Annotated in this window: 24 protein-coding genes; 16 read left to right on the top strand and 8 right to left on the bottom strand. The window is 43.5% G+C overall.

Annotated elements, in window-relative coordinates:
• Positions 1 to 44: 44 nt before the first annotated feature.
• Positions 45 to 329: a hypothetical protein gene (locus FAM09_RS05540; RefSeq protein WP_136576049.1), complete on the top strand. Its 285-nt coding sequence runs from the start codon at positions 45 to 47 to the stop codon at positions 327 to 329.
• Here FAM09_RS05540 and FAM09_RS05545 read toward each other — a convergent pair.
• From FAM09_RS05545 to FAM09_RS05555, 3 genes are all read right to left on the bottom strand, one after another.
• Complete coding sequence (locus FAM09_RS05545) at positions 318 to 1,427, bottom strand: PA0069 family radical SAM protein (protein ID WP_208025484.1); 1,110 nt, start codon at positions 1,425 to 1,427, stop codon at positions 318 to 320. The genes FAM09_RS05540 and FAM09_RS05545 overlap by 12 nt on opposite strands.
• A gap of 132 nt (positions 1,428 to 1,559) precedes the next feature.
• Positions 1,560 to 2,171 (bottom strand): 2'-5' RNA ligase family protein, encoded by a 612-nt coding sequence (locus FAM09_RS05550; protein WP_136576050.1) that lies wholly within the window; start codon positions 2,169 to 2,171, stop codon positions 1,560 to 1,562.
• Positions 2,172 to 2,200: 29 nt separating this feature from the next.
• Positions 2,201 to 2,815 carry a 2'-5' RNA ligase family protein gene (locus tag FAM09_RS05555; RefSeq protein ID WP_136576051.1) on the bottom strand — a complete coding sequence of 205 codons (615 nt, stop codon included), beginning with the start codon at positions 2,813 to 2,815 and terminating at the stop codon, positions 2,201 to 2,203.
• 73 nt (positions 2,816 to 2,888) lie between these two features.
• On the opposite strand from FAM09_RS05555, the gene FAM09_RS05560 reads away from it, so the two are divergent.
• Both FAM09_RS05560 and FAM09_RS05565 read left to right on the top strand, forming a co-directional pair.
• The gene (locus FAM09_RS05560) at positions 2,889 to 3,323 is read left to right on the top strand and encodes a LexA family protein (RefSeq protein WP_136576052.1); all 435 of its coding nucleotides are present in this window, start codon (positions 2,889 to 2,891) and stop codon (positions 3,321 to 3,323) included.
• Positions 3,324 to 3,589: 266 nt separating this feature from the next.
• Positions 3,590 to 4,873, top strand: a complete 1,284-nt coding sequence (locus FAM09_RS05565) for a Y-family DNA polymerase (protein WP_136576053.1) — start codon at positions 3,590 to 3,592, stop codon at positions 4,871 to 4,873.
• Between the two features lie 215 nt (positions 4,874 to 5,088).
• Here FAM09_RS05565 and FAM09_RS05570 read toward each other — a convergent pair whose 3' ends face one another.
• Positions 5,089 to 6,021: a DUF72 domain-containing protein gene (locus FAM09_RS05570; protein WP_136576054.1), complete on the bottom strand. Its 933-nt coding sequence runs from the start codon at positions 6,019 to 6,021 to the stop codon at positions 5,089 to 5,091.
• A 183-nt stretch (positions 6,022 to 6,204) separates the two neighbouring features.
• Here FAM09_RS05570 and FAM09_RS05575 point away from each other — a divergent pair, with 183 nt between their 5' ends.
• The 3 genes from FAM09_RS05575 to FAM09_RS05585 are packed head-to-tail and all read left to right on the top strand — an operon-like array spanning position 6,205 to position 7,418.
• Entirely contained in the window at positions 6,205 to 6,786 is a 582-nt protein-coding gene (locus tag FAM09_RS05575) for an RNA polymerase sigma factor (protein WP_136576055.1), read from the top strand.
• Between the two features lie 12 nt (positions 6,787 to 6,798).
• Entirely contained in the window at positions 6,799 to 7,176 is a 378-nt protein-coding gene (locus FAM09_RS05580; RefSeq protein WP_136576056.1) for a hypothetical protein, read from the top strand.
• A gap of 29 nt (positions 7,177 to 7,205) precedes the next feature.
• A complete protein-coding gene (locus tag FAM09_RS05585; protein WP_136576057.1) occupies positions 7,206 to 7,418 on the top strand; it encodes a hypothetical protein in 213 nt (70 codons plus the stop codon).
• A gap of 7 nt (positions 7,419 to 7,425) precedes the next feature.
• On the opposite strand, the gene FAM09_RS05590 is transcribed toward FAM09_RS05585, so the two are convergent.
• Positions 7,426 to 8,256 carry an N-acetylmuramoyl-L-alanine amidase gene (locus FAM09_RS05590; protein ID WP_136576058.1) on the bottom strand — a complete coding sequence of 277 codons (831 nt, stop codon included), beginning with the start codon at positions 8,254 to 8,256 and terminating at the stop codon, positions 7,426 to 7,428.
• 137 nt (positions 8,257 to 8,393) lie between these two features.
• Positions 8,394 to 10,868 (bottom strand): TonB-dependent receptor, encoded by a 2,475-nt coding sequence (locus tag FAM09_RS05595; RefSeq protein ID WP_243751600.1) that lies wholly within the window; start codon positions 10,866 to 10,868, stop codon positions 8,394 to 8,396.
• Positions 10,869 to 11,754: 886 nt separating this feature from the next.
• Here FAM09_RS05595 and FAM09_RS05600 point away from each other — a divergent pair.
• Complete coding sequence (locus tag FAM09_RS05600; protein WP_136576059.1) at positions 11,755 to 12,969, top strand: DUF763 domain-containing protein; 1,215 nt, start codon at positions 11,755 to 11,757, stop codon at positions 12,967 to 12,969.
• 131 nt (positions 12,970 to 13,100) lie between these two features.
• Here the strand turns inward: FAM09_RS05600 and FAM09_RS05605 are convergent, their stop codons facing one another.
• Entirely contained in the window at positions 13,101 to 14,336 is a 1,236-nt protein-coding gene (locus FAM09_RS05605; RefSeq protein WP_136576060.1) for a DEAD/DEAH box helicase, read from the bottom strand.
• Positions 14,337 to 14,486: 150 nt separating this feature from the next.
• Here FAM09_RS05605 and FAM09_RS05610 point away from each other — a divergent pair, with 150 nt between their 5' ends.
• Both FAM09_RS05610 and FAM09_RS05615 read left to right on the top strand, forming a co-directional pair.
• The gene (locus tag FAM09_RS05610) at positions 14,487 to 14,681 is read left to right on the top strand and encodes a hypothetical protein (protein ID WP_136576061.1); all 195 of its coding nucleotides are present in this window, start codon (positions 14,487 to 14,489) and stop codon (positions 14,679 to 14,681) included.
• A gap of 112 nt (positions 14,682 to 14,793) precedes the next feature.
• Positions 14,794 to 15,576 (top strand): DNA-formamidopyrimidine glycosylase family protein, encoded by a 783-nt coding sequence (locus FAM09_RS05615; protein WP_136576062.1) that lies wholly within the window; start codon positions 14,794 to 14,796, stop codon positions 15,574 to 15,576.
• A 252-nt stretch (positions 15,577 to 15,828) separates the two neighbouring features.
• On the opposite strand, the gene FAM09_RS05620 is transcribed toward FAM09_RS05615, so the two are convergent.
• Entirely contained in the window at positions 15,829 to 19,191 is a 3,363-nt protein-coding gene (locus tag FAM09_RS05620) for a methylmalonyl-CoA mutase family protein (RefSeq protein ID WP_136576063.1), read from the bottom strand.
• 184 nt (positions 19,192 to 19,375) lie between these two features.
• Between FAM09_RS05620 and FAM09_RS05625 the strand changes: the two genes are divergently transcribed.
• The 7 genes from FAM09_RS05625 to FAM09_RS05655 all read left to right on the top strand — a co-directional run bounded on the left by FAM09_RS05625 (position 19,376) and on the right by FAM09_RS05655 (position 25,672).
• Positions 19,376 to 20,233: a fumarylacetoacetate hydrolase family protein gene (locus FAM09_RS05625; RefSeq protein ID WP_136576064.1), complete on the top strand. Its 858-nt coding sequence runs from the start codon at positions 19,376 to 19,378 to the stop codon at positions 20,231 to 20,233.
• Between the two features lie 92 nt (positions 20,234 to 20,325).
• Entirely contained in the window at positions 20,326 to 20,658 is a 333-nt protein-coding gene (locus FAM09_RS05630; protein WP_136576065.1) for an L-rhamnose mutarotase, read from the top strand.
• A 21-nt stretch (positions 20,659 to 20,679) separates the two neighbouring features.
• The gene (locus tag FAM09_RS05635) at positions 20,680 to 21,573 is read left to right on the top strand and encodes an amidohydrolase family protein (RefSeq protein ID WP_243751601.1); all 894 of its coding nucleotides are present in this window, start codon (positions 20,680 to 20,682) and stop codon (positions 21,571 to 21,573) included.
• Positions 21,574 to 21,578: 5 nt separating this feature from the next.
• Positions 21,579 to 22,361, top strand: coding sequence for an L-fucose dehydrogenase (locus FAM09_RS05640; protein WP_136576067.1), 783 nt, complete (start codon positions 21,579 to 21,581; stop codon positions 22,359 to 22,361).
• 37 nt (positions 22,362 to 22,398) lie between these two features.
• The gene (fucP, locus tag FAM09_RS05645) at positions 22,399 to 23,679 is read left to right on the top strand and encodes an L-fucose:H+ symporter permease (RefSeq protein ID WP_136576068.1); all 1,281 of its coding nucleotides are present in this window, start codon (positions 22,399 to 22,401) and stop codon (positions 23,677 to 23,679) included.
• 80 nt (positions 23,680 to 23,759) lie between these two features.
• The gene (locus FAM09_RS05650) at positions 23,760 to 24,530 is read left to right on the top strand and encodes an SDR family NAD(P)-dependent oxidoreductase (protein WP_136576069.1); all 771 of its coding nucleotides are present in this window, start codon (positions 23,760 to 23,762) and stop codon (positions 24,528 to 24,530) included.
• 584 nt (positions 24,531 to 25,114) lie between these two features.
• Positions 25,115 to 25,672 (top strand): hypothetical protein, encoded by a 558-nt coding sequence (locus FAM09_RS05655; protein ID WP_136576070.1) that lies wholly within the window; start codon positions 25,115 to 25,117, stop codon positions 25,670 to 25,672.
• Positions 25,673 to 25,700: the final 28 nt, after the last annotated feature.

The raw sequence follows: 25,700 nt of genomic DNA on the forward strand, positions 1-25,700 counted from the left end.
ACCTTCCACCCAATCAGACATTTATAACTTTTTAACTTTAATTCATGAGACAGCAACACTCAGCCATTAGTAAATTAAACCCTGTTTCGCCAAAGGAACTCGTTTCCGACTCCTTTCAAATGATCATGGCCGACTCAGCGGAAGTAATGGCATATTATTACAGGGGAAAAATTCAGGAACTGGAACAATCACTTTCCCAGTTGAACATACTGGAGAATGCCCGGGAAATTGCCGGTCTTTGTAAAGAAATTGTGCGTATTAAAGAAGTATTGAAAAAAATCATTATAAAAAAAGGTGGCCAAAGTTCATTTCAAATCTCAATCAAATAACCTTCCCTGTGTACCAGGCCGTCTAAAGGTGGTCGCATCCAGGTCCATCTCCTCAGCGTTCATGCCATAGAGTTTACCGTATTTGCGATATTGCTGAGCAACCATCTCGGCAATATCGCCTTCCCCACGCATGCGTACGCCCCAACGTGAATCATTCACCTGTCCATTATGGCTCTGTTCAATCATATGCCATACTTTGTTTGCCCGGTCAGGGAAATTTTTATGCAGCCAGTCATGAAACAATAATTTAACCGACCCGTTCAACCTGATAAAAGTATAGGCAGTAAAGGTTGCCCCATGGTCTTTGGCTGCTTTCATGATCCTTTGCATTTCATGCTCATTCAAACCAGGTATCATAGGGCCCATCATTACACCCACCCGTATACCTTCCTGGCTCAACTCCTGTATCAACCGTAATCGCTGCATAGAGGTGGTGGTACGTGGCTCCATTACCCGGCGCAGGTCTTCATTGAGGGAAGTAATGGTGACCAGCACAGAAACCAGTTTCTTTTTTGCCATCTCCTTCAGGACATCTTTATCACGCACCATGCCGCCATTTTTTGAAATAATGCCTACGGGCTGGTTAAACTCCTGGCATACCTGCAATAACGACCTGGTCAAACGGTATTTCTGTTCGGCCGGCTGATAACAATCGGTATTACCGCTTAAACTAATAGGTACACTTTCCCACTTGGGATTCATTAAAAACTTACGCAACAATTGCGGTGCATTTGTCTTTACTATGATCTTTCTTTCAAAATCGAGCCCGGCGCTATAACCCCAATACTCATGGGTATTGCGCGCATAACAATAAATACAGCCATGTTCACAACCGGTGTATGGGTTCATGCTGTACCACATGCCTACGTCGGGACTGGTAACTTTATTCACCAGGCTTTTTGCTTCCTGTTCTAAGTATTGAGTAGGTTCCTGCTTTTCGGTCCAGTCATCAATGCCCTCAACGTGTTCCTGTACATGTTGATCTTTTATAAAACGGTTCTTTGTATTGATCTGAGCACCGCGGCCCTTTTTATAATTTTCATCTCCTTCCATTTTCCTGGGAGCAACCCGGTAGTGATCTTGTTTTATTTCTTTCATTCTCTACAAATTTTAATGTACACATTTACTATCTCACAATTATAGGTTCCCGTACGACGCTCCCCCGATTAATCGGGGGAGGTGGTCCCCATTATTAAAAGAAATACTGCAACAACACCACAACAAGCATGGCTATACAAACAACTCCCCTTGTTTTGTCGTAACGGGTAAATTCATAAATTCAAAACGTTGTGCTATTTGCCAGGCTTTATCGCCCAGGCGACGTTTTAACAACAACATATTATCGGCTATAAAGGAACCGGTAAATTGCCGGTGCGAAAATTCGAGCCAACCCTTTTCATATTGCCAGGGTAACAACCTGCGACCAATAACAATATACGGCTCATCAATAAAATGTGGTTTATGGTCATTATCCAACTTCATAAGCCGTTGCGCTCCGCGTATTTCCCGTACCAGGTTATGAACGGGTACTTTGGTAGTAACATTGATATGTATTGTATGCGAAGGAAAACTTCCATAATCTTTTAATACTACCTTAAATGGCTGAAACCCCATGCCTACTACTTTTAACCGGTTTACGATCCGCTCTTCCATCATTTCAAGTTGCGTAAACCGCACCAATGCAATATGTGGTTTGCCAATGAGGGCAGCGGAATTTTTATACGTTTCGCTGAACTCGCTTCTCACACGCATTATTTTATTGCGCAACTCCTCATGCGGGTTCAACACCAACATATATTCATTAATTCTGCAACCGGGTATAGACTGAATATTGATTTTCATAATTGATTGTTTTGTGATGAAATAATATCTCAGGCCACTTCACTGTAGGATTTATGGTTAGCTGGTAAAAAGCGAAATACGGTTATGGTTTTACTGGCAGCATAGGGATGATCGCGGCCCAGCAACACCAGTTCAGTTGCCATAAAGCGGGCACGAAATGTTTTGCGTGAATACACAGGCATGGTTTTCTGGTAAACAGCTTCTGGTAATTCCTTGGCCAGGTTTATATGCGGTATCCGTTCAGCGGCATTGCCTCTCATGGCATGTACATGACCATCGAGCATTTTTAATTGCGTAGCCAATTGCTGCAACGGTTGAGGGTCCTGCACCCGCAGATAAATACTATGCTGTGGTAAACCGCTATAATTATTAAGTAATACTTCGAAACTATTGTGCTGGCTGCAGATCCGCTGTATCCATCTGATCAATGTTTCCTCCATGCCTTCGCCCGCATAAAAACCAGCCACCATTATATAAGGAAAGGAATTAACCCCGGCTTCTATTCCGTAATTCATAAAAAATCGCTGCTTTTCCGCCATAATCTTTTCATACACAACGGCATCAGGATATATGACCAGCCTGTACTCCCGATGACCGCTCCCATTCCATTCGAACGAAGCATTTTTTACTAACCCGGTATTCATAAAACATTTTTTATTGGATCATAAATTTAGTATAAATTTACTAAATAATTTAGTACACCAAAATTTAAATTATATGGAGGGGGATTATTTTAACGAAACATCGTACCGGGGAACCAAAAAGTTCTCGCAACAGGATGTTAAAACAGCCGATGCAACCGGCTTTGGTGCTGCTGCAGATGATTATATGGAACGAGGCATTGATCTTAATGAACAACTGATCAGAAATAAACCGGCTACTTTCTTTATGCGTGTACGCGGCGACGCTATGACGGGCGCAGGCATTTTCGACGGCGATACTATTATTGTAGACCGCAGCCTGAAAGCCGAAAGCGGCAAAGTGGTAGTAGCAACGCTTAACGGTGAAATGCTTATCAGGCGCCTCGAAAAAACATTTAATAAAGTTCGGTTATTGCCCGAAACACCAAAGCACGCGACCATTGAAGTAGATGCATCCTGTGATTCATTGGGTATATGGGGAGTGGTCACTTACAGTATTCATCCGGTTTAGATTTTTTTTGTACCTGGCGCTTGTGCTACTATGTAGCTTCTCTTGCGTCGCACACCTGTACCCAGGGATCGCTATTCTGCAACCACACAACCATATTAACCATTCCATTAAACCATCCTAGTTTCCCGTCTGTATCCGCCTAAAGGCGGAGAAGGCGGGTACAATTTATGAGTAGTCCCGAATTGCCCCGCAATGCGGGGCTACTCCAATCCCAAACACAAATCATTTTCACTGGTGGATCACCGGCGATGTAAACTAATTTTGTTATGAAAGCAATTGTTGATTGCAACAGTTTCTATTGTTCGTGCGAACGATTGTTCAGGCCCGACCTGCAACAAAAACCGGTAGTGGTGTTAAGCAACAACGATGGCTGCATAGTTTCCCGCAGCGATGAAGCCAAAGCCGCCGGTGTGGGTATGGCTGTTCCCTATTTTGAGGCCAGGCCACTGATTCAGCAACACGGCATCACAGCATTCTCATCCAATTACAATTTATATGGCGACATGAGCTGGCGCGTAATGGAAACATTACGACATCTGCTTGGTAATGCAACCAAAGTAGAAGTATACTCGGTTGATGAAGCTTTTATTGATCTCGGCGATATACCTGCAGAAAAGTTGTATGATACAGCCATGAACATTCGACAAACTGTTGAACAGTGGACCGGTATTTCTGTTTCCATTGGCGTTGCTCCTACCAAAACGCTGGCTAAGCTGGCCAATTTCCTGGCCAAGAAAAATAAAGCAGCTACCCAATGTGTAAAGGTGTTGGCTACCCGCGAAGAACAGGTAACGGCTATGCGGCAAACGCGGGTAAGTAATGTTTGGGGGGTTGGCTGGGCCTATGCAAAAAAACTCATTGACCTGGGCATTACCAGCGCCTGGGAATTAAGCACCATGCCCGAAGAATGGGGATATACAAATTTAGGCGGTGTTGTAGGGGCCCGGTTGATCAGGGAATTGAATGGCCTGCCTTCGCGCGAAATGGAAAAGCCACTGGTAACTAAAAAAATGATAGCTACTACCCGTATGTTTGGCCAGCCGGTTACCGATATCAATGATATAAAAGAAGCTATTGCTACCTACACATCGAGGGCAGCCGAAAAGCTGCGCCGGCAACACAGTGCGGCCAAAGTGATCAGCGTATTTATTGTTCCCAGAGAGCAGAATTATGAAGTAAGTTTTCGGCGGGGCGCTACCATTAGTTCGCACATTACCCTGCCTGCAGCAACGAGCAGCACGAATGAATTAATAAAACCTGCGGTGCAATTGGTAGATGATTTGTACGAACAGGGAAAAGTGTACAAAAAAGCAGGGGTTATGCTGGCCGGGTTGGAACCGGATGAATCTATTCAGGGAAATTTATTTGCAGCCGGCCCGCAAAAATATCAGCGCCTGTTAATGGATATGATGGATAATATCAATTTCAGCATGCGTGATGATGTATTAAAGTTTGCCGCTTCGGGCCTTGCCCGCAACTGGAAAATGCGCCAGGAATTACGCAGCAAGCGATACACCACCCGGTGGGAAGAGTTGTATGAGGTAAGGTGAACATCGAATGCCAGGCAAAAAGCTCCAAACTGATTCTCACGAAAAAAGAATTTTTCTCATGAATTTCATGTTGTTTTCATGAGAAATGATATGATTCTCATGAATCCATACTGTTTTTCATGAATTCGATACCGTTCTTACTAAAAAAAGAACTTTTCCCGCGAGTTTCATACGTTGTTTGTGAGAATGATCATGTTGTTCCCACAGATCCAATGTTAATCAAAAAATTTTATCTGCGAACCAGCCGCCCGTCCTTCCGGTTCTATAAACTTCGGCTGCGCGAGCTGCAATCCGCATGCGGTATTTAATTTATCTGTAAGGTAAATGATCAACTCAGGCGAATACAATTCATCTTCCATGTGCACGAAAAAATACAGTTCCTGCAATCCCAGTTCTATCCAGTTAATGATACGCGCTATCCAGGTGTCGAGGCGGATATAATCAGAGGGATGCAGGCTATTGGCTACAAACCGAACAAATGCTTTGGGAATGGTCAGGTGCATATGGGCGCAATCTCTGCGGCCAGCAGTATCAGTTATAACAGCTCCGGTTTTTAGTAAATACAACGTATTAAATAATTCCTTTCGAACCGCATCCTGTACAAACCAATCGGGATGCCGCAGCTCCAGAAAAAAAGTTACCTCTTTTGGCAGGGATTGCAGAAAGGCAAACAGCTCTTCTTTTCGGGCAGGGCTAAACGAATCGCTTAATTGCATGAACACCGGTCCCAGGTGTTCTTTGAATGCTTTTATCCCCTGCAAAAACCCGGCAACCATTCCTTCCTTTCCCCGTAAACCGCCCTGGTGCGTTACTCCCTGGTACAGTTTAGGACAAAATATAAAGTTGCGGCCATTGGCCTTATCGGCCCATTTGGCGATGGCCGCCTGATCGTATATTTTATAATGGGTGGCATTCAATTCAATGCCGTTAAAATGCTGTACATAGTTGGCCAGGAAATCTTTTTCCCTGGCTTTCGGCGGATAAATTTTACCCACCCAGCCCGGTACGCCCCATTGCGGGCACCCGATGTGTATACTTACCTTGTTTCGCTTTTCACCCCCCAATATCTTTATATTGCCGGCAGGTTCCTGCGGCAGGCTAAAATCAACTGTATTCAGTTCACTTTCAGGTAGTTTGCCGAATTTCATATTAGATTAAGTTCTCAAGTCAACGGAGCTTGCCCTGATGAATTCAGGGTTTACAAGTTACCAAGTTGGCGGCATTTTTTCCCATCTTTTAACCTTTTCAACTTTTTAGGTCGTCAACTTTTCAACTTTTTCACCCATCTTTAAAATATAACTATCCGTTGGTCGTCTACCCAGGTATAATACATGAAGGAGACGCTGACGATAGCACACGGCATGACGGCAGAAAGGAAACGCAATATAACGCAGGTCATCACCGACTATAGCAAACGCCTCATGGGGTTTATCCGCAAACGGGTAAATAATGAGGCCGATGCAGAGGATATATTGCAGGATGTGTTTTACCAGTTTATTGGTAACACGCAGCCTATTGAGCAAATGACTGCCTGGATGTTTACAGTGGCTCGCAATAAAATAATCGACCGGCAACGAAAAAAGCGACCCGAGGCTCTGGAAGACCTGTTTGGGGAAGAAGAAGGTGACGAAGGCGGGCTTAACTGGACAGAATTTTTATTCGACGCCAGCGATAACCCTGAAAAAGATTACCTGCGAACGCTGTTCTGGGAAGAGTTGAACAATGCGCTCAATGAACTTCCGGCAGAACAAAAGCAGATATTCATCCTGAATGAACTGGAAGGAGTACCATTTAAAGAAATTGCCGAACGAACCGGTGAAACGGTAAATACCCTGCTTAGCCGAAAACGCTATGCGGTATTGCATCTGCGCAACCGGTTAAGTGTATTGAAAGATGAATTATTAAATTATTAAACAACGTGTAACATGAAACGTAGATTCTGGTTTGGAAAAGCTGTTTTGATCCTGATATGTGTTACAGCTTTTGTCATGTTGTTCAGCTTTATAGTAATGAGCTTATGGAACGCCATATTACCCGGAGTACTGGGGGTAAAAATGATCACCTTCTGGCAGGCTTTGGGCATACTGGTATTGTCTAAAATATTATTCAGCGGTTTTGGCGGGTTCCATCATAAAAAGGAACAATTTAAAAATCGTTTCCGTCAAAAAATGATGGCTAAATGGGAAAACATGACGCCCGAAGAAAAACAAAAGTTTAAAGATGAATGGAACAGATGCAGGGGCTGGGGTAGCCGCTTTGATGAAAAGAGTTTCACTACCAATGAACCTGATCAAAAAATATAAACCCGTTTTCTTAATACAGCCTATACATTATGGAAGTGCTTGTATTTAAAACCAATCTACGCTTTAAAAAGCAGATCTCTGCTGTAACACCGCATATCAACAACCTGCAGGGCATTACGCGCTGGAATGTTGACCTGGACGATAAAGACAAGATCCTTCGTATTGAATCTGCCGACCTTTGCCCACGCACGGTAGAAACCACTTTACAACAGGCCGGGTATTATTGTGAAGAACTGCCATAGCTCCTGGCTATTGATACCGCTGCGACAAATCAAATAAGATTTTCTTATCAGCATCCGTTAAAGTACGAATGGCCACCGTATCCTGTGGTATAAAATGTAATTTGAAAGAACGGATAGCGGCCAGTGTATCTTTAATATTATAACCGATAATGCGTAAAGCTTGCGGTGCATTAAAATATGCCGGCATTACAACAGCCGTGGTATCGTACCACAAACCAAAACCACGCTGCGACAGGGTTTGCCAGGGAAAGAAGGCGCTGGGATCAACTTTGCGACCGGGCGCAATATCAGAATGGCCAATAAAATTCGCTGTGGGTATTGAGTAGTTTCGTTTTAACGTATCCAGTAATTTAATTAAACTGGTGATCTGTGTTTCCGGGAAAGGTTCACTCCCATTATTATCCAATTCAATGCCGATGCTGGAAGAATTGAGATCGGTAAAATTACCCCACTTGCTTACACCGGCCTGCCAGGCGCGCAGGTAATCATTCAGCATGTGATGTATGGTGCCGTCTTTACATACAACATAATGTGCGCTCACCTTTGTACGCTGCAGGGTAAACGTTTTTAATGTTTGTTCGCATGAGTTTTGCGCGGTGTGATGAATGATCACAAAATTCGGTTTACGCAGATCGAAATTGGTAGTACCTACTGCATACACCGGCATAATGGCTGAATCGAGAAAAAGTTTATTGGGAACAGGTTGCAGGTTTTTAGCCAGCTGTTTCGCCTGTTTTTTATACTGCTTGTTTGTTTTAGCATAGGGATTATGCGCACAACTGTATACAATAGCTGAAATAGTGGCTATAAATAACAATGAGCCTGCAAATAAACGCATAGCGAAAGGTTTTTTAACACCTGCAAAGTAAGTTAAATGGTTGGATAGTTTGATGGTTGGATAGCCCTCAATCAATCCAAAAATAAATGGGACTAACCTTTTTGGTCAGTCCCATTTATAGTTATTAAACGGCTCGTTTATTTTTGATTACCACCGCCCATGCCGCCGCCGCCACTGTCAGCCGCACGTTTGTTCTCTTCTTCCAGACTCGTTTTACGTTGACGGGCTGCTTTTACCTGGCTGTTTCCAAAGCGGTAAGTAAAGTTCAGCTTCAACTGACGGCTTTCCCAATTACCGCTGGCTAAAGTTTGCTGACCTGCAAAATTGCTGGTTCCTTTCCATTTAAAGGTTCTGAAAATATCGCTTACAGATGCTTTAACAGTGCCATTTCCTTTCAACACGGTTTTCTGAACCCCGCCATCTATGCTCCATATTTTACTGCTCTTGATAGTTCCCTGCCAAATGGAAGGAGAAGTATAGAATCCACTCATTTCAGCCGTGTAGCCTTTGCCCAAACGGAAAGATTGTTGGGCGTAGAAGTTAAAGGCAAACACATCCAGGTTAACTTTCCGGTCAACACCCAGATCTGCTTTGTATTTGGAATAGTAAGCATTCAGGTTACCAAAAATGCTATACCATTTGTACATGAACGGATAGCTGATGTTCAGGCTTACAATGTCCTGCGTAGCCAGGTTCTTTTGGGTAATGAATGCTTTTGACTTTTCAGTAACGTCAACCAGTTGTGAAAAGATATCTTTCACGTGACTATAGTTCAACGTGGTATTTAACCGGTATTTATAGGTATGCGTAATACCAAAGCTGTTGGTATACTGCGGCCTTAATTCCGTATTTCCCTTTTGATAGGTATACTCATCGAGTTTGAATTCAAAAGGATTCAGGTTCTGGTAGTTTGGCCTGTCGATGCGGCGGCTATACGTAAAGCTGAACTGGCTCATCGGTTTTTTATTCAGCGTAATGGCGGCACTGGGAAACAGGTTTGTATAATCGCGGGTAAAGGTAGAATCGTACGTAACAAAATTACCACCTGCATCTTGTTTAATGCCTTGCGAGCGGCCGGTGGCATGCGTATTCTCTACCCGCAAACCGGCTTGTATCATAAAGCCTTTAAACTGCCTGTTATAATTGAGATACCCGGCGTTAATATTCTCTTTATAAACAAAACTATTGCTGCGGAAAATATCCAGTGTTTCATCTTTTGTATTAGGATCTACATCGAACCGCCTAAAGTCATTATTGCTTTCAACAAAAGATACTTTACCGCCTACACCCAAACGTCCTTTTTTAAAGTTTTGTTCATAATCAGCTTTCATGCTATAGATATCAATATCAGTTGGCGCCAACATGTGATATATACGACTATATAACGGGTTGTTGTTTGGATCGAAATAGTAGTTTGGCTGGAACTGATCGCTTTTATTACGATAAGCGCCAAAATCTGCATCTATGTTCAACTCATGACCGGTAGAATCGGCATACCGGTAATTCAGGTTTCCATTAATATTGTTCTTCTTGTTCGCATTCGTATTATCAGCGATCAATAACCTGTCAGGCTGCTTGGTTGGGATATATGAAATTTCAGTGCGGCTATAGTTATCCATATCCATATCAGAAAAAGAACCATTGGTCATAATACCAATTGTGCTTCTCTTATTTATGAAATAATCCATACCGGCTTTGAAATTATGGCTCCTGGTGTCGATGTTCAGTTTAGATTTCTGATCAAACAATGTATCCAGGATCTCACGGCGCAGGGTGATATTAGTCTCGTTGGTATTATCATTATAACTATAGTTACCAAACAGGTTAACATGTTTGTTGCGATGGTTCAATGAGATACCGCCGTTGTATTTAGGCGTAATGCCCTGATTGTAACCGGCATTTACTGAACCATTGGTACCGTAAGATTTGTTCTTCTTCAACCTGATATTGATGATACCGGCATTACCGGCCGCTTCGTATTTGGCAGAAGGGTTGGTAATGATCTCTATAGCTTCAATAGAAGAAGATTGCAATGTCCTGAGATAATCCGACAGGTCTTTTCCATTTAAAGGAGTTGGACGCCCGTCAACATATACCTGAACGCCGTTTTTACCACTTAAGGTGAGGTTATCGTCTTTATCAACTATTACGCCGGGAGCTTTACGCAACAGATCAAGGGCATCCTGACCTACTGCATTCACACTACCTTCAACGTTCAAAATTGTTTTATCAGCTTTAACCTCGATCATAGGTTTACGTGCCGCTACAACAACTTCTTTTAAATTTCCTGAAGTTTTAGTAAGAACAACTTCCGGTACAGCGACATCACCAGTACCACTTACCTCGAATGCTGCAGAAGTTTTGGCCTTGTGGCCAGTGTAAGAAACAGCAACAAAATAGTTACCGGCATTTATACTCGCAAATGAGTATTGCCCGGCTGCATTGGTAGCAGCCAGTTTAACCAGTGCAGAGTCTTTTACTTTTTTAAGTGTTACGGTTGCTCCCGATAAGCCTTTTCCCTGGTCATCTTTAACATTACCCGTTATTTGTTGTGCCTTCGTAACTGCTGCACAAAACAACAATGGTAATATTATCAGTATCAACTTTTTCATGGACTAAAATTATTTAACGTTTTAGTCGGCAAAAGTATCTGCGTGTTACAGTAAGCAGCATTTGTATACACCAGCGGTAAATAAATACTATTAACGGTTACATTATAACATATTGGAGTTATAATCTGTTGTTATAATATTTCTATTTACCAGGTAGATTATTAAGATGACCGAAATAGATGTTTGATCATTGAATGTAAAACTGACACTTGTCATCATTTTTTATTGACACTTACGATTGTTTGTTTGTGTCATCGATCTTATGGTGATCTGCCAGAATGGTATTCCATTGTTCTCCACACATTATAAATTTTTACATTTCACTACCTGAAAAGGTTGGTTTCACATGCATAAATCTGCAGTTCACACACATTGACGGCAAACATCAACAACAACATATTAGTTTTGGCTCCGGTTATCAACAACTCAACTTTCAGGTTCTTAAACATAGCGCAGGAAATTGCTGATAACAGATTCCGTATTGCCAGGGAGGCCTGGTAGCATAATATCCTTGTTGGTTACGGGCGTTTGCAACAAGGCGCTTGCGAACGTGATGTTACCTGTTGAAAAACCCAAAACCGGAAACGAATGAGGCCCTTTCTGAACCACAAGCATAGGAAAAATCATTACAGTAATGAGTGGCTGGGCTGGTCACTCTTCCTGCGCTTTTTCTCATACCCTCCCCCAATGGAGAGAGTTTTATATTCGTAATTTTCTGTTTACCGATTGTCGGGACTTCAGATTCTATATTATTTGAAATTCATCTCTCGCTGGCCAATACAATACTGCTTAGGCGTTTACCTGTACACAGGCAGGTTCTGCATTTGGCTTGCAGCAGTTTATCAATTAGCAGATTTAGTAATTATATACTAACTTCGTTAGCATCATGAAACGCTCCGGCACCGCAGATCTTCCTTTACATTATGGCGCTGTTCCGCCCTGGCTTGCCGAACGCATGGCCAAATTAGGCCTTGCCATAACCGAGGTGATCCTTATGGAATATGGAAAGGCCGAGTGGGTGCGCCGGCTCAGCGATCCCTGCTGGTTCCAAAGCCTGGGTGCGGTAATGGGTATGGACTGGCATTCTTCAGGCATTACTACTTCTGTATTAGGAGCGTTGAAAAAAGCGATCAATCCTTTGTCAAAAGAGTTAGGCATTTACATCTGTGGGGGAAAAGGAAAACACTCCCGCCAGGTACCCAATGAATTAGTAGCGATCGGCGAACAAACCGGTTTGAATGCGCAGCAACTAGTTCATTGCAGCAAACTCAGCGCTAAAGTTGATAACACTGCTATTCAGGATGGCTTTCAATTATACCTGCACACTTTTATTGTAAGCAATGAAGGTGAGTGGACGGTAGTACAACAAGGATTGAATGATGCCACCGGCACTGCGCGGCGTTATCACTGGCATTCGCAACAATTACAATCATTCGTCAACGAGCCACATACCGCCATATGCGGATTGCAATCGGGTAATATTTTAAATCTTGTTGATAAAGATGCCGCTTCTACCCGCTCTGGCATTGTGTCCTTATCAAAAGAATCACCTTCCTATCTGTTACCAGAAATTCAACAACAACTCATTTTACCGGCGCATCACGATGTTAGGGCAAAGGATGTAGACCTGAAAAGATTGGGCGCCATGTTATGGCTTACCCATGAGAAGAAGCCGGTTGATTTTGAAGAATTATTAATGCTGGAAGGAATGGGCCCACGCACCTTACAATCACTTGCGTTAGTAAGCGAAGTTATTCACGGCACTAATTCCCGGTTCAAAGATCCGGCCCGGTTTGCCTTTGCACATGGTGGTAAGGACGGACATCCGTTTCCGGTTCCTACTAAAGTATATGATGAAACCATCAATACCCTGCACCAGGCTGTTCAAAAAGCAAAGATCGGGCAGAGCGATAAATTGCAGGCCATTAAAAAACTAACCGAACTTTCTCAAAAAGCAGAAGAGAATTTCATTCCCAATAGCAACTTCGAACAGCTTATAGAAAAAGAGCGCAACGAATCATGGCGCTATGGTGGAAGAACCGTGATGGGTGAAGCGAAAAAACCTAAAAGATCAAAAGGAGTTCAATTAAGATTGTTTTAATAACCCCAGCCTTCCAAAGGGGGGTAACTAATCTGCAACAGGCAACTGACAATGGGCAAAGAAAACATATTGTACATTAAATTGCCATTTTGCCTTTGCCTTGTTGCTTCGTTACCTTTATGCCTCCTCCCTTACGCCTTATTTCCTCGTTGCCTTCCATTATTCGGCCTGCCCTGATGAAACCTCCTTCCTCCGCCCCTGTTCTTCGAGCGAAATTGCGGTTGATATTCAGGTGTTTTGCCAAATTCTTCCGGCACAGCAGCTTTATCAACCGGTTTCCCGATTAATTTCTCAATAACGGCAAACTTATTTTGTTCTGTCTGACTTACCAGCGTAAACGCCATGCCATCCGCCTCAGCCCTGGCCGTACGTCCAATACGATGCACATAATCTTCTGCATCGCGGGGCACATCGAAATTAATAACCAGGTCAATGGTATCGATATCAATTCCGCGGCTTAAAATATCGGTGGCCACGAGAATGGGTATACGTCCACTGGTAAAGCCATTCAACACATTTTCGCGTTGCGCCTGTTCCAGGTCGCTGTGTATTTCTTCAATACGAAAACGGGCCCGTTGCAGATCACGCACCAATGACTTTACGCTTTGTTTGCGACTGCAAAATATAAGCGCACTTTTAAAGGGAACATTCCCTAAAATATGTTTCAGTAAAGGAAGTTTCTGCGGTTCATAAACCACAAAAGCCTTCTGCACAATCTTTTCCGGTGGTTTTGAAATAGCGATATTGATCTCAGCAGGATCGGTCAGGATCTTCCTGGCCAGTTGACGGATCTTTTCGGGCATGGTAGCTGAAAACAATAAGGTTTGCCGTTTGGCCGGCAGCGAAGCAATGATCTTATTGATGTCATCTGAAAATCCCATATCAAGCATGCGGTCTGCTTCATCCAGCACAAGGAACTGCAATTGTTTCCATTGTACATATCCCATATTCAGGTGGGCGATCATCCGGCCTGGGGTGCAGATAACGATATCCGTACCTGTTTGCAGCGCCTTCTTTTCGGCAATGAAGTTACTGCCATCATTACCCCCGTAAACAGCAATAGAGCTGAGGTTGGTAAAATAGGCAAGCCCTTCCAGGTGCTGGGCAATTTGTATCGCCAACTCACGGGTAGGCACAATTACCAGGGCGCCTACCTGTCCTTCAATGCGGTGATTCAGCAAACGATGGATAAGCGGCAGCAAAAAAGCGGCTGTTTTACCGGTACCCGTTTGGGCAGATGCGATAATATCTTTACCAGCTAAAATGGGAGGTATTACCTGCTCCTGTACGGGGGTAGCATTTTCATAATTGGAGGCGTCGATGCCTTCTAATAAGTCAGGGTGAAAACCGAATTCTGTAAAGCGCAAGATGAAATGATATTTAGGTGTTTGCGGAGCAAGGTCCTGCAGATAAAATTATATATCAGCAAATATAATGGAATTTGGCCATGTTTATCAATAAAGTACGAATACCGCTCCCGGGGCACATCCTTTGCCATAATACCCCAAAGCATATTTATGGAAAAACGAGCTTTGGGCATTATACTCGCACTGGCCGGCGTAGTTGGACTCATACTGGCTGGTGTAAACTTTATTAATGGCGGAGCCAATGCGCATAATATTAAGCAAATCATACTATACGGCGTGTTAGGCGCTATCTTTTTCTTTGCCGGCGTCGGCCTCATCCGCAATACCCGTGATAAAGCTACTTAGTATAATTGTGGAATTCTGTACTCAGTGACGAACTCTTCATATAAAACGCTACCACCTCTTTTTTCCCTGCCTATAGGGAACAATATTGTATCATACAAAAGTTTATTCGTTTATGCCCGAAGGGCCAAGTATCGTCATTCTCAATGAAGCCGTTCAGCCATTCAAAGGCAAAACAATATTGTCTGCAACCGGTAATTCATCCATTGATAAAGACAGGTTGGTCAATCAAAAAGTAACTGACTTTAAAAGCTGGGGTAAACATTTTCTCATCTGTCTGCCTCGTTTCACCCTGCGTATTCACTTTCTCCTGTTTGGCTCTTATAGCGTTAATGAACAAACCAAAAAGGCTCCCCGGCTCCAACTTCATTTCCCTAACGGCGACCTGTATTTATACAGCTGTTCAATTAGAATAATAGAAGAAGACCTCGATCTGGTATACGACTGGACCAGCGATGTGCTTAATGAAAACTGGGCCCCCAAAAAAGCTCGGAAAAAGTTAAAAGCGCAACCCGGCCAACTCGTATGCGATGCATTATTAGATCAGAACATTTTTTCGGGTGTGGGTAACATTATAAAAAATGAAGTGTTGTTCCGTATTAAAGTTCATCCCGAAAATACCATTCACTCACTTCCACCACGCAAACTCACCGAACTCATCAACGAAGCCTGTAATTACAGCTATGATTTCCTGGCCTGGAAAAAAGCTTTTGTGCTGAAAAAACACTGGCTGGTGCACACCAAAAAAACCTGCCCGCGTTGTAACATCCCTGTTATAAAAAAATACCTGGGCAAAACCAATCGCCGCACATTCTATTGCGAGAACTGCCAGGTGCTTTATAAAAAAGCAAAGCAAGCTGTAAAGAAAAAAGCCCGGAAGAAAACGCATAAAGTATAGGCTTTCATCCGTACTTCGATTTCTGGCGTGGCGTGTTATGCAGCACCATAGATTGGTGTGCCATACATTGGGAAATTAAATGAGGAAATTATTACTCAAGTGGATAACCGAAGTTATCTTTCAATTGATTCTACAAACTTATAATGAGTCAAAGTTGATATAAAAAGCAGAAGTAAGAGGTATAAAATACAAGCTCTTCTTACTTCCTACTACAGAACACCGATCCGCTTAGCTCAATACTTTCATAAAAACTTACATGTTTCTCCTGTACTGCCCGCCCACTTCAAACAAGGCATGGGTTATTTGTCCCAATGAACAATATTTGACGGTTTCCATCAATTCTTCGAATATATTTCCATTGTTGATGGCTACCTTCTTAAGGCGGTTCAACATGTCGGCAGACCTGCTTTCATTACGCTTCCAGAAAGCATGGAGGTTTTGGATCTGTTGTTCTTTTTCTTCGGTAGTACTGCGAATTACTTCGCCTGGTAAAATGGTGGGACTTCCTTTTTTATTAAGAAAAGCATTCACACCAATGATGGGTAATTCACCACTGTGTTTCAAGCTTTCGTAATACAAACTTTCTTCCTGAATTTTATTGCGCTGGTACATGCGCTCCATAGCGCCCAGTACGCCGCCGCGTTCGGTTATGCGATCGAATTCCGCCAGAACGGCTTCTTCAACGAGGTCGGTCATTTCTTCAATTAAGAAAGAACCCTGTATAAAGTTCTCGGTTTTGGCGCTGCCCAATTCGCGGTTAATGATCAACTGTATGGCCATAGCCCGGCGAACACTTTCTTCGGTGGGTGTTGTAATAGCCTCATCGTAAGCATTTGTATGCAAACTATTACAGTTATCATAAATAGCATACAATGCCTGCAGCGTTGTACGAATATCATTGAAGTCAATTTCCTGGGCGTGCAAACTGCGACCGGAAGTTTGAATGTGATACTTTAACTTCTGGCTACGATCATTGCCTTTGTATTTAAACTTCATGGCCTTCGCCCAAATGCGACGCGCCACACGGCCAATTACGCTGTATTCAGGGTCCATGCCATTGCTGAAGAAGAATGACAGGTTCGGTGCAAATTCATCGATATGCATTCCGCGGCTAAGGTAATATTCCACATAGGTAAATCCATTCGCCAACGTAAACGCCAGTTGGGTAATGGGGTTGGCGCCTGCTTCTGCAATATGATACCCGCTGATACTTACGCTGTAAAAGTTGCGCACCTTCTGCTGTATAAAATATTCCTGCACATCACCCATCAGTTTCAAAGCAAACTCGGTACTGAAGATGCAGGTATTCTGCGCCTGGTCTTCTTTCAGAATATCTGCCTGCACGGTACCACGCACCTGGGCAAGCGCTTCGGCTTTCATCTTTTCATACACTTCTTTTGGCAGCACGTCTTCTCCCGATACGCCTAATAATTTCAATCCTAATCCATCATTCCCGTCAGGCAAGCGTTCAGGAGAAGAAGGATTGTAATAAATTGGTTTGGGTAAATACTTAAATAGCTTTCCTAATTGACCATTCACCTTTGACCATTCACCGTTCGCTTCAATCCACTTTTCACATTGCTGATCAATTGCCGCATTCATAAAAAACGCCAGTATAATAGGAGCAGGGCCATTAATGGTCATGCTTACAGAAGTCTTGGGATCACAGAGATCGAAGCCGCTGTACAACTTTTTAGCATCATCCACCGTAGCAATGCTCACACCGCTGTTGCCCACCTTACCATAAATATCGGGACGGTGAGCCGGGTCTTCTCCGTATAAGGTTACACTGTCAAACGCAGTAGACAATCGCCGGGCGGGTTGATCGAGCGATACATAGTGAAAGCGTTTATTGGTACGCTCGGGGCCGCCTTCACCGGCAAACATTCGCGTGGGGTCTTCGCCTTCGCGCTTCAAAGGAAACACACCCGATGTAAAAGGATATTCACCGGGAATATTCTCCTGCAACTGCCAGGTAAGAATATCGCCCCAGTCGTTGTACTTAGGTAATACCACTTTAGGTATTCTGGTACCACTGAGCGATCTGGTGATCATCGACTGTTTGATCATTTTATCCCGAACCTGGTATTCAAAGAAATCAGCTTTATATTTTATAACGAGCGCAGGCCATTGTTCAATCAATTTCCTGCACTCAGGATGTAATTTTTCTTGCAGTGCTTTTTTAATGGCTGTTAATTCATCCTTTACCGGACCAGATAAGTTTGCAACTGCATTCAGCGTTCCCTGCACCTGGTATAACTGTGAGGCCAGTGCGCCCTGTTCTTTCACCCAGGTATCGTAGGTCCTGTTGGCATCAGCAATTTCTGAAAGATAACGAACCCGTTTGGGTGGAATGATCTGCGATTTGGTAGTAGTATCTTTAATGTGTGCGTGCAGGTCGATCTGCCCGAACTGAACACCCGTTTTTGTTGTGATGGTTACTATTAATTTCTCAAACAACTCATTAATACCCGCATCATTGAATTGAGCGGCAATAGTGCCGATGACCGGCAGCTCCTCATCCTTGGCCGTCCACAAACCATGATTGCGTTTGAATTGCTTGCGAACATCATGCAATGCATCCAGCGCGCCGCTTTTATCGAATTTATTTATGGCAATTACATCGGCATAATCGAGCATATTGATCTTCTCCAGTTGCGAAGCAGCGCCATACTCGGGCGTCATCACATATAAGCTCACATCACAATAGTCCAGGATACTTACGTCGCTTTGTCCAACCCCGGCCGATTCCAGGATGATCAGGTCAAAGGTCGCTTCTCTGCACACATCAATAGCGTCCTGTACATGTTCGCTTAACGCAATATCGCTGTCGCGGGTAGCGAGGGAGCGCATATAAGCGCGGGGAGAATGAATGCTGTTCATGCGAATGCGGTCGCCCAGCAAAGCGCCGCCTGTTTTCTTTTTGGAGGGATCAACAGAAATTACCGCGATCGTTTTTTCGGGAAAGGCATTGAGGTACCGCCGCACAATTTCATCGGTAACAGATGATTTACCAGCGCCGCCAGTGCCGGTTATTCCCAAAACCGGGATGCCGGATGGAGATTTAGTAGCCGGCTTACTGCCATTCACCTTATTTTCTGCATTGGAAATAGCGCGGGAGATCTTTCTGATATCTTTCCACTCTCCCAGCCTGAGCTCGTTTTTAAAATTAGCAGGATTGCCATTGACCGCGAAGTCGCACAACCTGATCACCTCCTCGATCATCCCTTCCAACCCAAGCCGGCGGCCATCATCGGGGCTATAAATGCGGGTGATGCCATAATTATGCAGCTCGGTAATTTCCTGCGGCAGAATGGTTCCGCCCCCACCCCCGAATATTTTAATATGCCCGCAACCATTCTCATCCAACAGGTCCTTCATGTATTTGAAAAACTCCACATGGCCACCCTGGTAACTGGTAATGGCAATGCCCTGGGCATCTTCTTCAATAGCACATTCTACGATCTCCGCTACCGACCGGTTATGGCCTAAATGAATGATCTCGGCGCCTTTCGACTGTAAAATGCGGCGCATAATATTAATAGCTGCATCATGACCATCAAAAAGGGAAGCGGCGGTAACGATCCTGACTTTATTAACTGGCGTATAATTCATAGTTGCAAGCATTACAAAATCGGCCTAAAGTTAGTTCAAAAAAACTAATGATTGTTAGCATTGCTCGGCTCCTGTTTTTATAATTGAATAAAATGCCAAACTTCCGGGAAGGATTCCAAATTTTTTCGTTTGGTTTGCAGTGAAAATGAAATAGTTTCGGCCATCAAAAAATTATACTGGAAAAATGAAGCTTATACGTTTTGGAAAATCAGGACAGGAAAAGCCTGGTATTGAATTACCCGATGGAAAAAGAATTGACACGAGCGCTTTTGGAGAAGATTATACCGAGCAATTTTTCACCAACAATGGTATTTCCCGTTTGGCGACCTGGTTAAAAACAAACCAGTCGGCTTGTCCAGTTGTTGATGCCAGTGAGCGTTTAGGCGCCCCGTTGGCCCGTCCTTCAAAAATTATATGCATTGGGTTGAATTATATCGACCATGCTAAAGAAAGCAATATGGCCGTGCCTACTGAGCCTGTGGTGTTCTTTAAAGCCACTACAGCCATGTGCGGCCCCAACGATCAAACGGTGATCCCTAAGAATAGTACCAAAACCGATTGGGAAGTAGAGCTGGCGGTTGTGATCGGCAAAAAGGCATCCTATGTTGAAGAAAAAGATGCGAATGATTATATCGCAGGTTACATGCTGCACAATGACCTTAGCGAACGTGCTTTCCAGTTGGAACGCAATGGTCAATGGGTGAAAGGCAAAAGCTGCGACACCTTTGCACCGCTCGGTCCCTGGTTAGTGACGCCCGATGAAATTGCAGATATCAATAATGTAAGGTTGTGGCTTTCTGTAAATGGTAAAATGATGCAGGATGGCAACTCGGGCAACCTCATTTATAAGATACCATTTTTAATTTCTTACCTGAGCCAGTTCATGACCCTGCTCCCGGGCGATATCATTAGTACCGGTACACCAGCAGGTGTTGGCCTGGGCCAGAAGCCTGAACCGGTTTATTTAAAACCCGGTGATGTGATGGAGTTGGGGATTGATGGATTGGGAACAAGTAAACAAGTGGTTGTTGCATATAAATAGTTTATTGTTTATAGTTTATAATTTCTTGTAGTTTTCTTATTCGGAAAGTCCGAATAGTTAATGACTTCACCCATAAAAGAACCAGAAACATAATGAAACGTTATTGCCTTGCCCTGGATTTGAAAAACGATCCGGAATTAATTGCAGATTACGAACGCTACCACCAACAGGTGTGGCCCGAGATCATTCATAGTATTAAGTCGGCCGGTATTGATGTGCTGGATATTTACCGCACGGGTAACCGCCTTTTCATGATCATGGAAACCAATGATCAGTATTCTCCTGCAGAAAAGGCCAAGGCCGATGCCGCCAATCCTAAAGTTCAGGAATGGGAAACCCTTATGTGGAAGTTTCAACAGGCACTTCCCTGGGCCAAGCCCGGCGAAAAATGGATAGTGATGGAAAAGATATTTGGCCTTCCCTGAAAAAAGTAAATGTCATTACCCATGAACATGAAAAAATATTACGATGCTGACTTCGCCGATGCCACTGCTGGTGGTGATCCGGAGCGAACAGCCGTGATCGATTCACACGTTCACTTCTGGAAATACGATAAAATAACCTACGACTGGATAGATAATACCATGAAGACGCTTCAGCAGGATTATCTACCCGAACACATCTCGTCTACATTAAAACGAAATGATGTTGATGGCGTGGTGGCAGTGCAGGCTACACAAACAGAAATGGAAACGCATTTCCTGGTTGAACTGGCCAAAACACATCCTGTTATCAAAGGCGTAGTAGGCTGGATAGATCTTCAGGCCGATAACATTGGTGAACGCCTGCAATACTTTTCACAGTACCCCATCATCAAAGGGTACCGCCATGTGGTGCAGGGTGAGCCGCTCGATTTCCTGGCAAGAGAAAATTTCCGTCGCGGCGTTGCTGCTTTACAGGCATACAACTATACGTACGATATTCTCATCTTCCATAACCAGTTGCAACCGGCCATTGATTTTGTACGCGCATTCCCTGATCAACCGTTTGTTATTGATCATTGCGCAAAACCCGCCATCAGGCATAAAGACATCGATGAGTGGAAACGACTGATGAAAGAAATGGCCGCCTTCCCGAATGTAAGTTGCAAACTGTCGGGTTTGTTTACAGAAGCAAAATGGAAAGAATGGAGTGCGGCTGATTTTTATCCGTACCTCGATGTGGTGTTTGAAGCTTTTGGCACCAACAGGTTATTATTCGGCACCGACTGGCCAGTGATGTTGCTCAGCGGCATTTATGTACAATGGAAAAGTTTATTGGATAAATACATGGAAAACTATTCGCCCGAAGAGCGGGAGAAAGTTTTTGGCCGTAATGCTATACAATTCTATAATTTATAACTAACATGGATTTACATCTCACCAACAAAGTATATATTGTTACCGGAGGTGCCAAAGGGATTGGTGCTGCCATAAGTAGTTCCATTGCGGCCGAAGGTGCTATAGTAGTTATTGCAGGAAGAAAGAAAGAAGATAACCAGGCTAAAGTTGATGAAATTATAAAAGCAAAAGGTAAAGCCGCCAGCATTGCTGTGGAACTGGCCGAAACAGCAGCTTGCAAAGAGGTTATTGATTTTACCGTAAAAGAATTCGGTCGCATTGATGGTGTTATCAATAATGCCGGAGTGAATGATGGTGTTGGGTTGGAAAGTGGCTCACCGGAAAAATTCTTTGAATCGCTTCAAAAGAACCTCAGTCACTTTTATAACCTGGCCCACTATGCATTGCCCTACCTGAAGCAAACAAAGGGTTCTATAATCAATATCGGTTCTAAAGTAGCAGACACCGGTCAGGGAAATACCTCTGGTTATGCAGCATCAAAAGGCGCCATCAATGCATTAACGCGTGAATGGGCTGTTGAATTATTACCTTATTCTATTCGCGTGAATACGGTAATACCGGCTGAAGTATGGACACCATTATATGAGAACTGGATCAATACGCTGCCGAATCCGAAAGAGAAATTAGCCCAGATCGTTTCGAAGATCCCATTGGAAAAACGGTTCACTACCTCGGAAGAGATCGCCGATATGGCGGTATTCCTGCTCAGTGATCGTTCGAGTCACACAACGGGACAGATCATTTACGTGGATGGCGGGTACACCCACCTCGACCGTTCATTAACTTAATATAGAATCTAAAACAAAAACATAAACTCCCGATTGCATGGCCCTACCAACATCTTCGACCGCCACCACCCTTAATCAGGATCAGAAAAAAAGTTATCTTTTCCCTTTTATATTAGTGACCAGCTTATTTTTCTTTTGGGGATTTGTACATAACCTGGACCCGATCTTAATACCGCATTTGCGGAAAGCTTTTACCTTAAACTATTTACAATCATCCCTGGTCGACTTCTCCGTTTTCATTGCATATTTCGTTATGGCATTGCCGGCCGGATTTGTAATGAGAAAGTATGGATATAAGTCAGGAATTCTTTTAGGGTTATTGCTGTTTGGTGTAGGTTCCCTCCTGTTTATACCGGCTGCCAATACCCGGGAATATGCTTTGTTTCTGGGCGCGCTTTTTGTAATTGCAAGCGGACTTACATTTCTAGAAACTGCAGCTAATCCGTATGCCGCATTGCTTGGACCAAAAGAATCATCTACGCAACGGTTAAATTTCGCCCAATCATTTAATGGCCTGGCCGTTGTGGTAGCGCCTATGATCGGTGGAAGGTTCATTCTGTCAGGAACGAATTTAACCGAAGCGCAAAAAGCAGCCATGACACCCCAGGCGCTGGATGCCTATCTGGCGGCAGAAGCAGCCACAGTAAAAGGACCTTATTTAACGCTTGGAATAATAATACTGGTTGTTGCCCTGATCTTTGCTTTAACCAAACTTCCCGAAATAAAGGAAGAAGAAGGTAAGCCATCCAGTTTCGCACATGCAACCCGGCATAAGCATTTGATCTGGGCGGTAATAGCACAGTTTTTTTATGTAGGCGCCCAGGTTTGTGTGTCCAGCTTCTTTATTAATGTAGCGGTGAAAGCGGCTAACATCAGTGAAATAGCGGCGGCTGATTATTTAGGATTAGGTTATGGACTGGCATTTATGGTGGGCCGTTTTGTTGGCACCTTCTTTATGAAATTTATTAGTCCTAACAAGTTATTAGCGATCTATGCTGGCATTAATATCGTATTATCAGCCATTGCTATTATAAGCAGTGGAATGATAACTGTATACGCGCTTATTGGTGTTGCCTTTTTTATGTCTATTATGTTCCCGACCATTTTCTCATTAGGCATACAGGGATTGGGATCAGATACCAAAATAGGTTCAAGCCTTATCATTATGTCAATTGTAGGTGGTGCGTTATTACCACTTTTAATGGGTCGCATTTCTGACATGACGGGCAATATTCAAAACGGGTACATCATTCCATTAGTCTGTTTTATAGTGGTGCTGTATTTCGGTTGGAAAGGATATAAAGTTAAATCGACCTAATGCTATTTATCAATCTTAAATACCAATAAACATAACGGCCATTCCCAAAAGGTTTGGCCGTTAAGATATAACTTGCAATCATGTTCAGACTCGACAATAAAACAGCCATCATTACCGGTGGCGGAAGCGGTATAGGAAAAGCCATTGCCACCGTATTTGCGCAACAAGGTGCTACCGTACATATTTTAGATATGGATGAACAGGGCGCCACCAACGTAGTAAAAGAAATTGCAGCAGCAGGTGGTAAAGCGCAATTCTACAAGTGCGATGTATCAAAACAAGCCGACGTACAACAATTAGTTGATGGCATCGCCGCCGGCGGTTCCATCGATATTCTCATCAATAACGCCGGCATTGCGCACATTGGCACTGCCGACACTACCGCCGAAGCCGACTTCGACCGGTTGGTTAGTGTGAATGTAAAAGGCGTATATAACTGTTTACATACCGTTCTACCGCACATGAAACAGAACGGCGGTTCTATCGTAAACATGGCTTCCATTGCCTCACTGGTTGGCATACCCGATCGCTTTGCTTACTCCATGACCAAAGGCGCCGTAGTGGGCATGACGTTGTCTGTTGCCAAGGATTACCTTAAATACAACATCCGCTGCAATTGCATTTCACCGGCCCGCGTGCATACGCCTTTTGTAGATGGCTTCCTGTCGAAAAACTATCCGGGTAAAGAAGAAGAAATGTTTGAAAAGCTCTCCAAAACGCAGCCTATCGGCCGCATGGGCAAGCCGGAAGAAATTGGTTACCTGGCATTATACCTTTGCTCAAATGAAGCATCCTTCATCACCGGTTGCGATTATCCTATTGATGGAGGGTTTACCAAACTTAACAACTAAACATTAGTAAATTAATATTTTATAATGCGTTCCGATGTATCGGAGCGCATTTTTTATAATATGGCCCAAGCGGTTCCTTACCTGTTCTTTACCTATTGGTTACCTCAATGCTTTGCAAGCATCTGATCTTCAACAACTGCGACGAGTCATCCTTACCCATTGCTTACCTATTGCTTACCTAAAGCTTACCCCCTTGCTTACCTCTCGGTTACCTTTTGCTTACCTGATGTTTATATTTTCCCTATATCTGCCTTACTTCTTATTTACCCTTTTCTTACCTAACCGGTAAACAAAAGGTAAGTCAGGTATAGAGGAGGTATAAGGGAAAGGTAACAGGGGTGGTATACAGGGGTAAAGAAAAGGTAAAGGTAACCAAACCACAACCTAACGGAAAGCCTCGCCGTCAAATGGCCCTTTTATTAAATGCGCCGTCTTTTGGTTACAAAAACGCTTTTATCATGCACTTATACTTATAGTCTTAAACTGCTTTCGTAACCAAAACACAGCTAAATTATTTTGGCTAACAGCATTTTCATACTCCGAATTGTCTTATTTTGTGGTAACTCAAAGCGATTGTATCACGGATGAAGCGAGCTGCTGCCATATTGCTGCTTTCCATCTTCCTGTTTAACTGGTTTGGATACCGGCTGCTGTCAGATTATCTGCAAGACCGGGCCGATATTCAATTGGAATCACAACTCGATCAGGATCAATACAATGAAGCCAGCCTTATAGAAATTCGCGTTCCGCTCAACATGCCATATCAAAACATTTCCTCTGATTTTGAACGATACGATGGCGAAATCACCTTCAATGGCATTCACTATAAATATGTAAAGCGTAAAGTAGCCAACGGCGAACTCGTGCTGTTATGTTTGCCTAACGAAAACAGGATGCGGTTACAGAATGCCCGCGATGAATTCTTCAAACTGGTTAACGATCTGCAAAATTCTTCCGACAATAAAAGCTCTGCACCGGGGCATTCCATCAAGAACCCGGTAACCGAATACTGGCAACATCAACAAAATAACTGGCAATTGGAAGCATTGGTTGTTCTGCATCACCATTATGTTTCCTATGCCACCGTTATACCTGCTTCTCCATCCACTACAACGCCTGCCCCACCTCCCAAATGTTGCTAATAGCAATTGATTTTATGGGAAAACTATA

It is taken from the genome of Niastella caeni (assembly GCF_004834005.1).
Lineage (GTDB): Bacteria > Bacteroidota > Bacteroidia > Chitinophagales > Chitinophagaceae > Niastella > Niastella caeni.

Coding starts and splice junctions, on each gene's coding strand:
- FAM09_RS05565 (WP_136576053.1), top strand. CDS start 3,590: ATGAAAGCAATTGTTGATTGCAACAGTTTCTATTGTTCGTGCGAACGA.
- FAM09_RS05560 (WP_136576052.1), top strand. CDS start 2,889: ATGGAGGGGGATTATTTTAACGAAACATCGTACCGGGGAACCAAAAAG.
- FAM09_RS05585 (WP_136576057.1), top strand. CDS start 7,206: ATGGAAGTGCTTGTATTTAAAACCAATCTACGCTTTAAAAAGCAGATC.
- FAM09_RS05555 (WP_136576051.1), bottom strand. CDS start 2,815: ATGAATACCGGGTTAGTAAAAAATGCTTCGTTCGAATGGAATGGGAGC.
- FAM09_RS05630 (WP_136576065.1), top strand. CDS start 20,326: ATGAAACGTTATTGCCTTGCCCTGGATTTGAAAAACGATCCGGAATTA.
- FAM09_RS05590 (WP_136576058.1), bottom strand. CDS start 8,256: ATGCGTTTATTTGCAGGCTCATTGTTATTTATAGCCACTATTTCAGCT.
- FAM09_RS05540 (WP_136576049.1), top strand. CDS start 45: ATGAGACAGCAACACTCAGCCATTAGTAAATTAAACCCTGTTTCGCCA.
- FAM09_RS05600 (WP_136576059.1), top strand. CDS start 11,755: ATGAAACGCTCCGGCACCGCAGATCTTCCTTTACATTATGGCGCTGTT.
- FAM09_RS05595 (WP_243751600.1), bottom strand. CDS start 10,868: ATGAAAAAGTTGATACTGATAATATTACCATTGTTGTTTTGTGCAGCA.
- FAM09_RS05545 (WP_208025484.1), bottom strand. CDS start 1,427: ATGAAAGAAATAAAACAAGATCACTACCGGGTTGCTCCCAGGAAAATG.
- fucP (WP_136576068.1), top strand. CDS start 22,399: ATGGCCCTACCAACATCTTCGACCGCCACCACCCTTAATCAGGATCAG.
- FAM09_RS05575 (WP_136576055.1), top strand. CDS start 6,205: ATGAAGGAGACGCTGACGATAGCACACGGCATGACGGCAGAAAGGAAA.
- FAM09_RS05650 (WP_136576069.1), top strand. CDS start 23,760: ATGTTCAGACTCGACAATAAAACAGCCATCATTACCGGTGGCGGAAGC.
- FAM09_RS05620 (WP_136576063.1), bottom strand. CDS start 19,191: ATGAATTATACGCCAGTTAATAAAGTCAGGATCGTTACCGCCGCTTCC.
- FAM09_RS05570 (WP_136576054.1), bottom strand. CDS start 6,021: ATGAAATTCGGCAAACTACCTGAAAGTGAACTGAATACAGTTGATTTT.
- FAM09_RS05640 (WP_136576067.1), top strand. CDS start 21,579: ATGGATTTACATCTCACCAACAAAGTATATATTGTTACCGGAGGTGCC.
- FAM09_RS05610 (WP_136576061.1), top strand. CDS start 14,487: ATGGAAAAACGAGCTTTGGGCATTATACTCGCACTGGCCGGCGTAGTT.
- FAM09_RS05635 (WP_243751601.1), top strand. CDS start 20,680: ATGAACATGAAAAAATATTACGATGCTGACTTCGCCGATGCCACTGCT.
- FAM09_RS05655 (WP_136576070.1), top strand. CDS start 25,115: ATGAAGCGAGCTGCTGCCATATTGCTGCTTTCCATCTTCCTGTTTAAC.
- FAM09_RS05580 (WP_136576056.1), top strand. CDS start 6,799: ATGAAACGTAGATTCTGGTTTGGAAAAGCTGTTTTGATCCTGATATGT.
- FAM09_RS05615 (WP_136576062.1), top strand. CDS start 14,794: ATGCCCGAAGGGCCAAGTATCGTCATTCTCAATGAAGCCGTTCAGCCA.
- FAM09_RS05625 (WP_136576064.1), top strand. CDS start 19,376: ATGAAGCTTATACGTTTTGGAAAATCAGGACAGGAAAAGCCTGGTATT.
- FAM09_RS05550 (WP_136576050.1), bottom strand. CDS start 2,171: ATGAAAATCAATATTCAGTCTATACCCGGTTGCAGAATTAATGAATAT.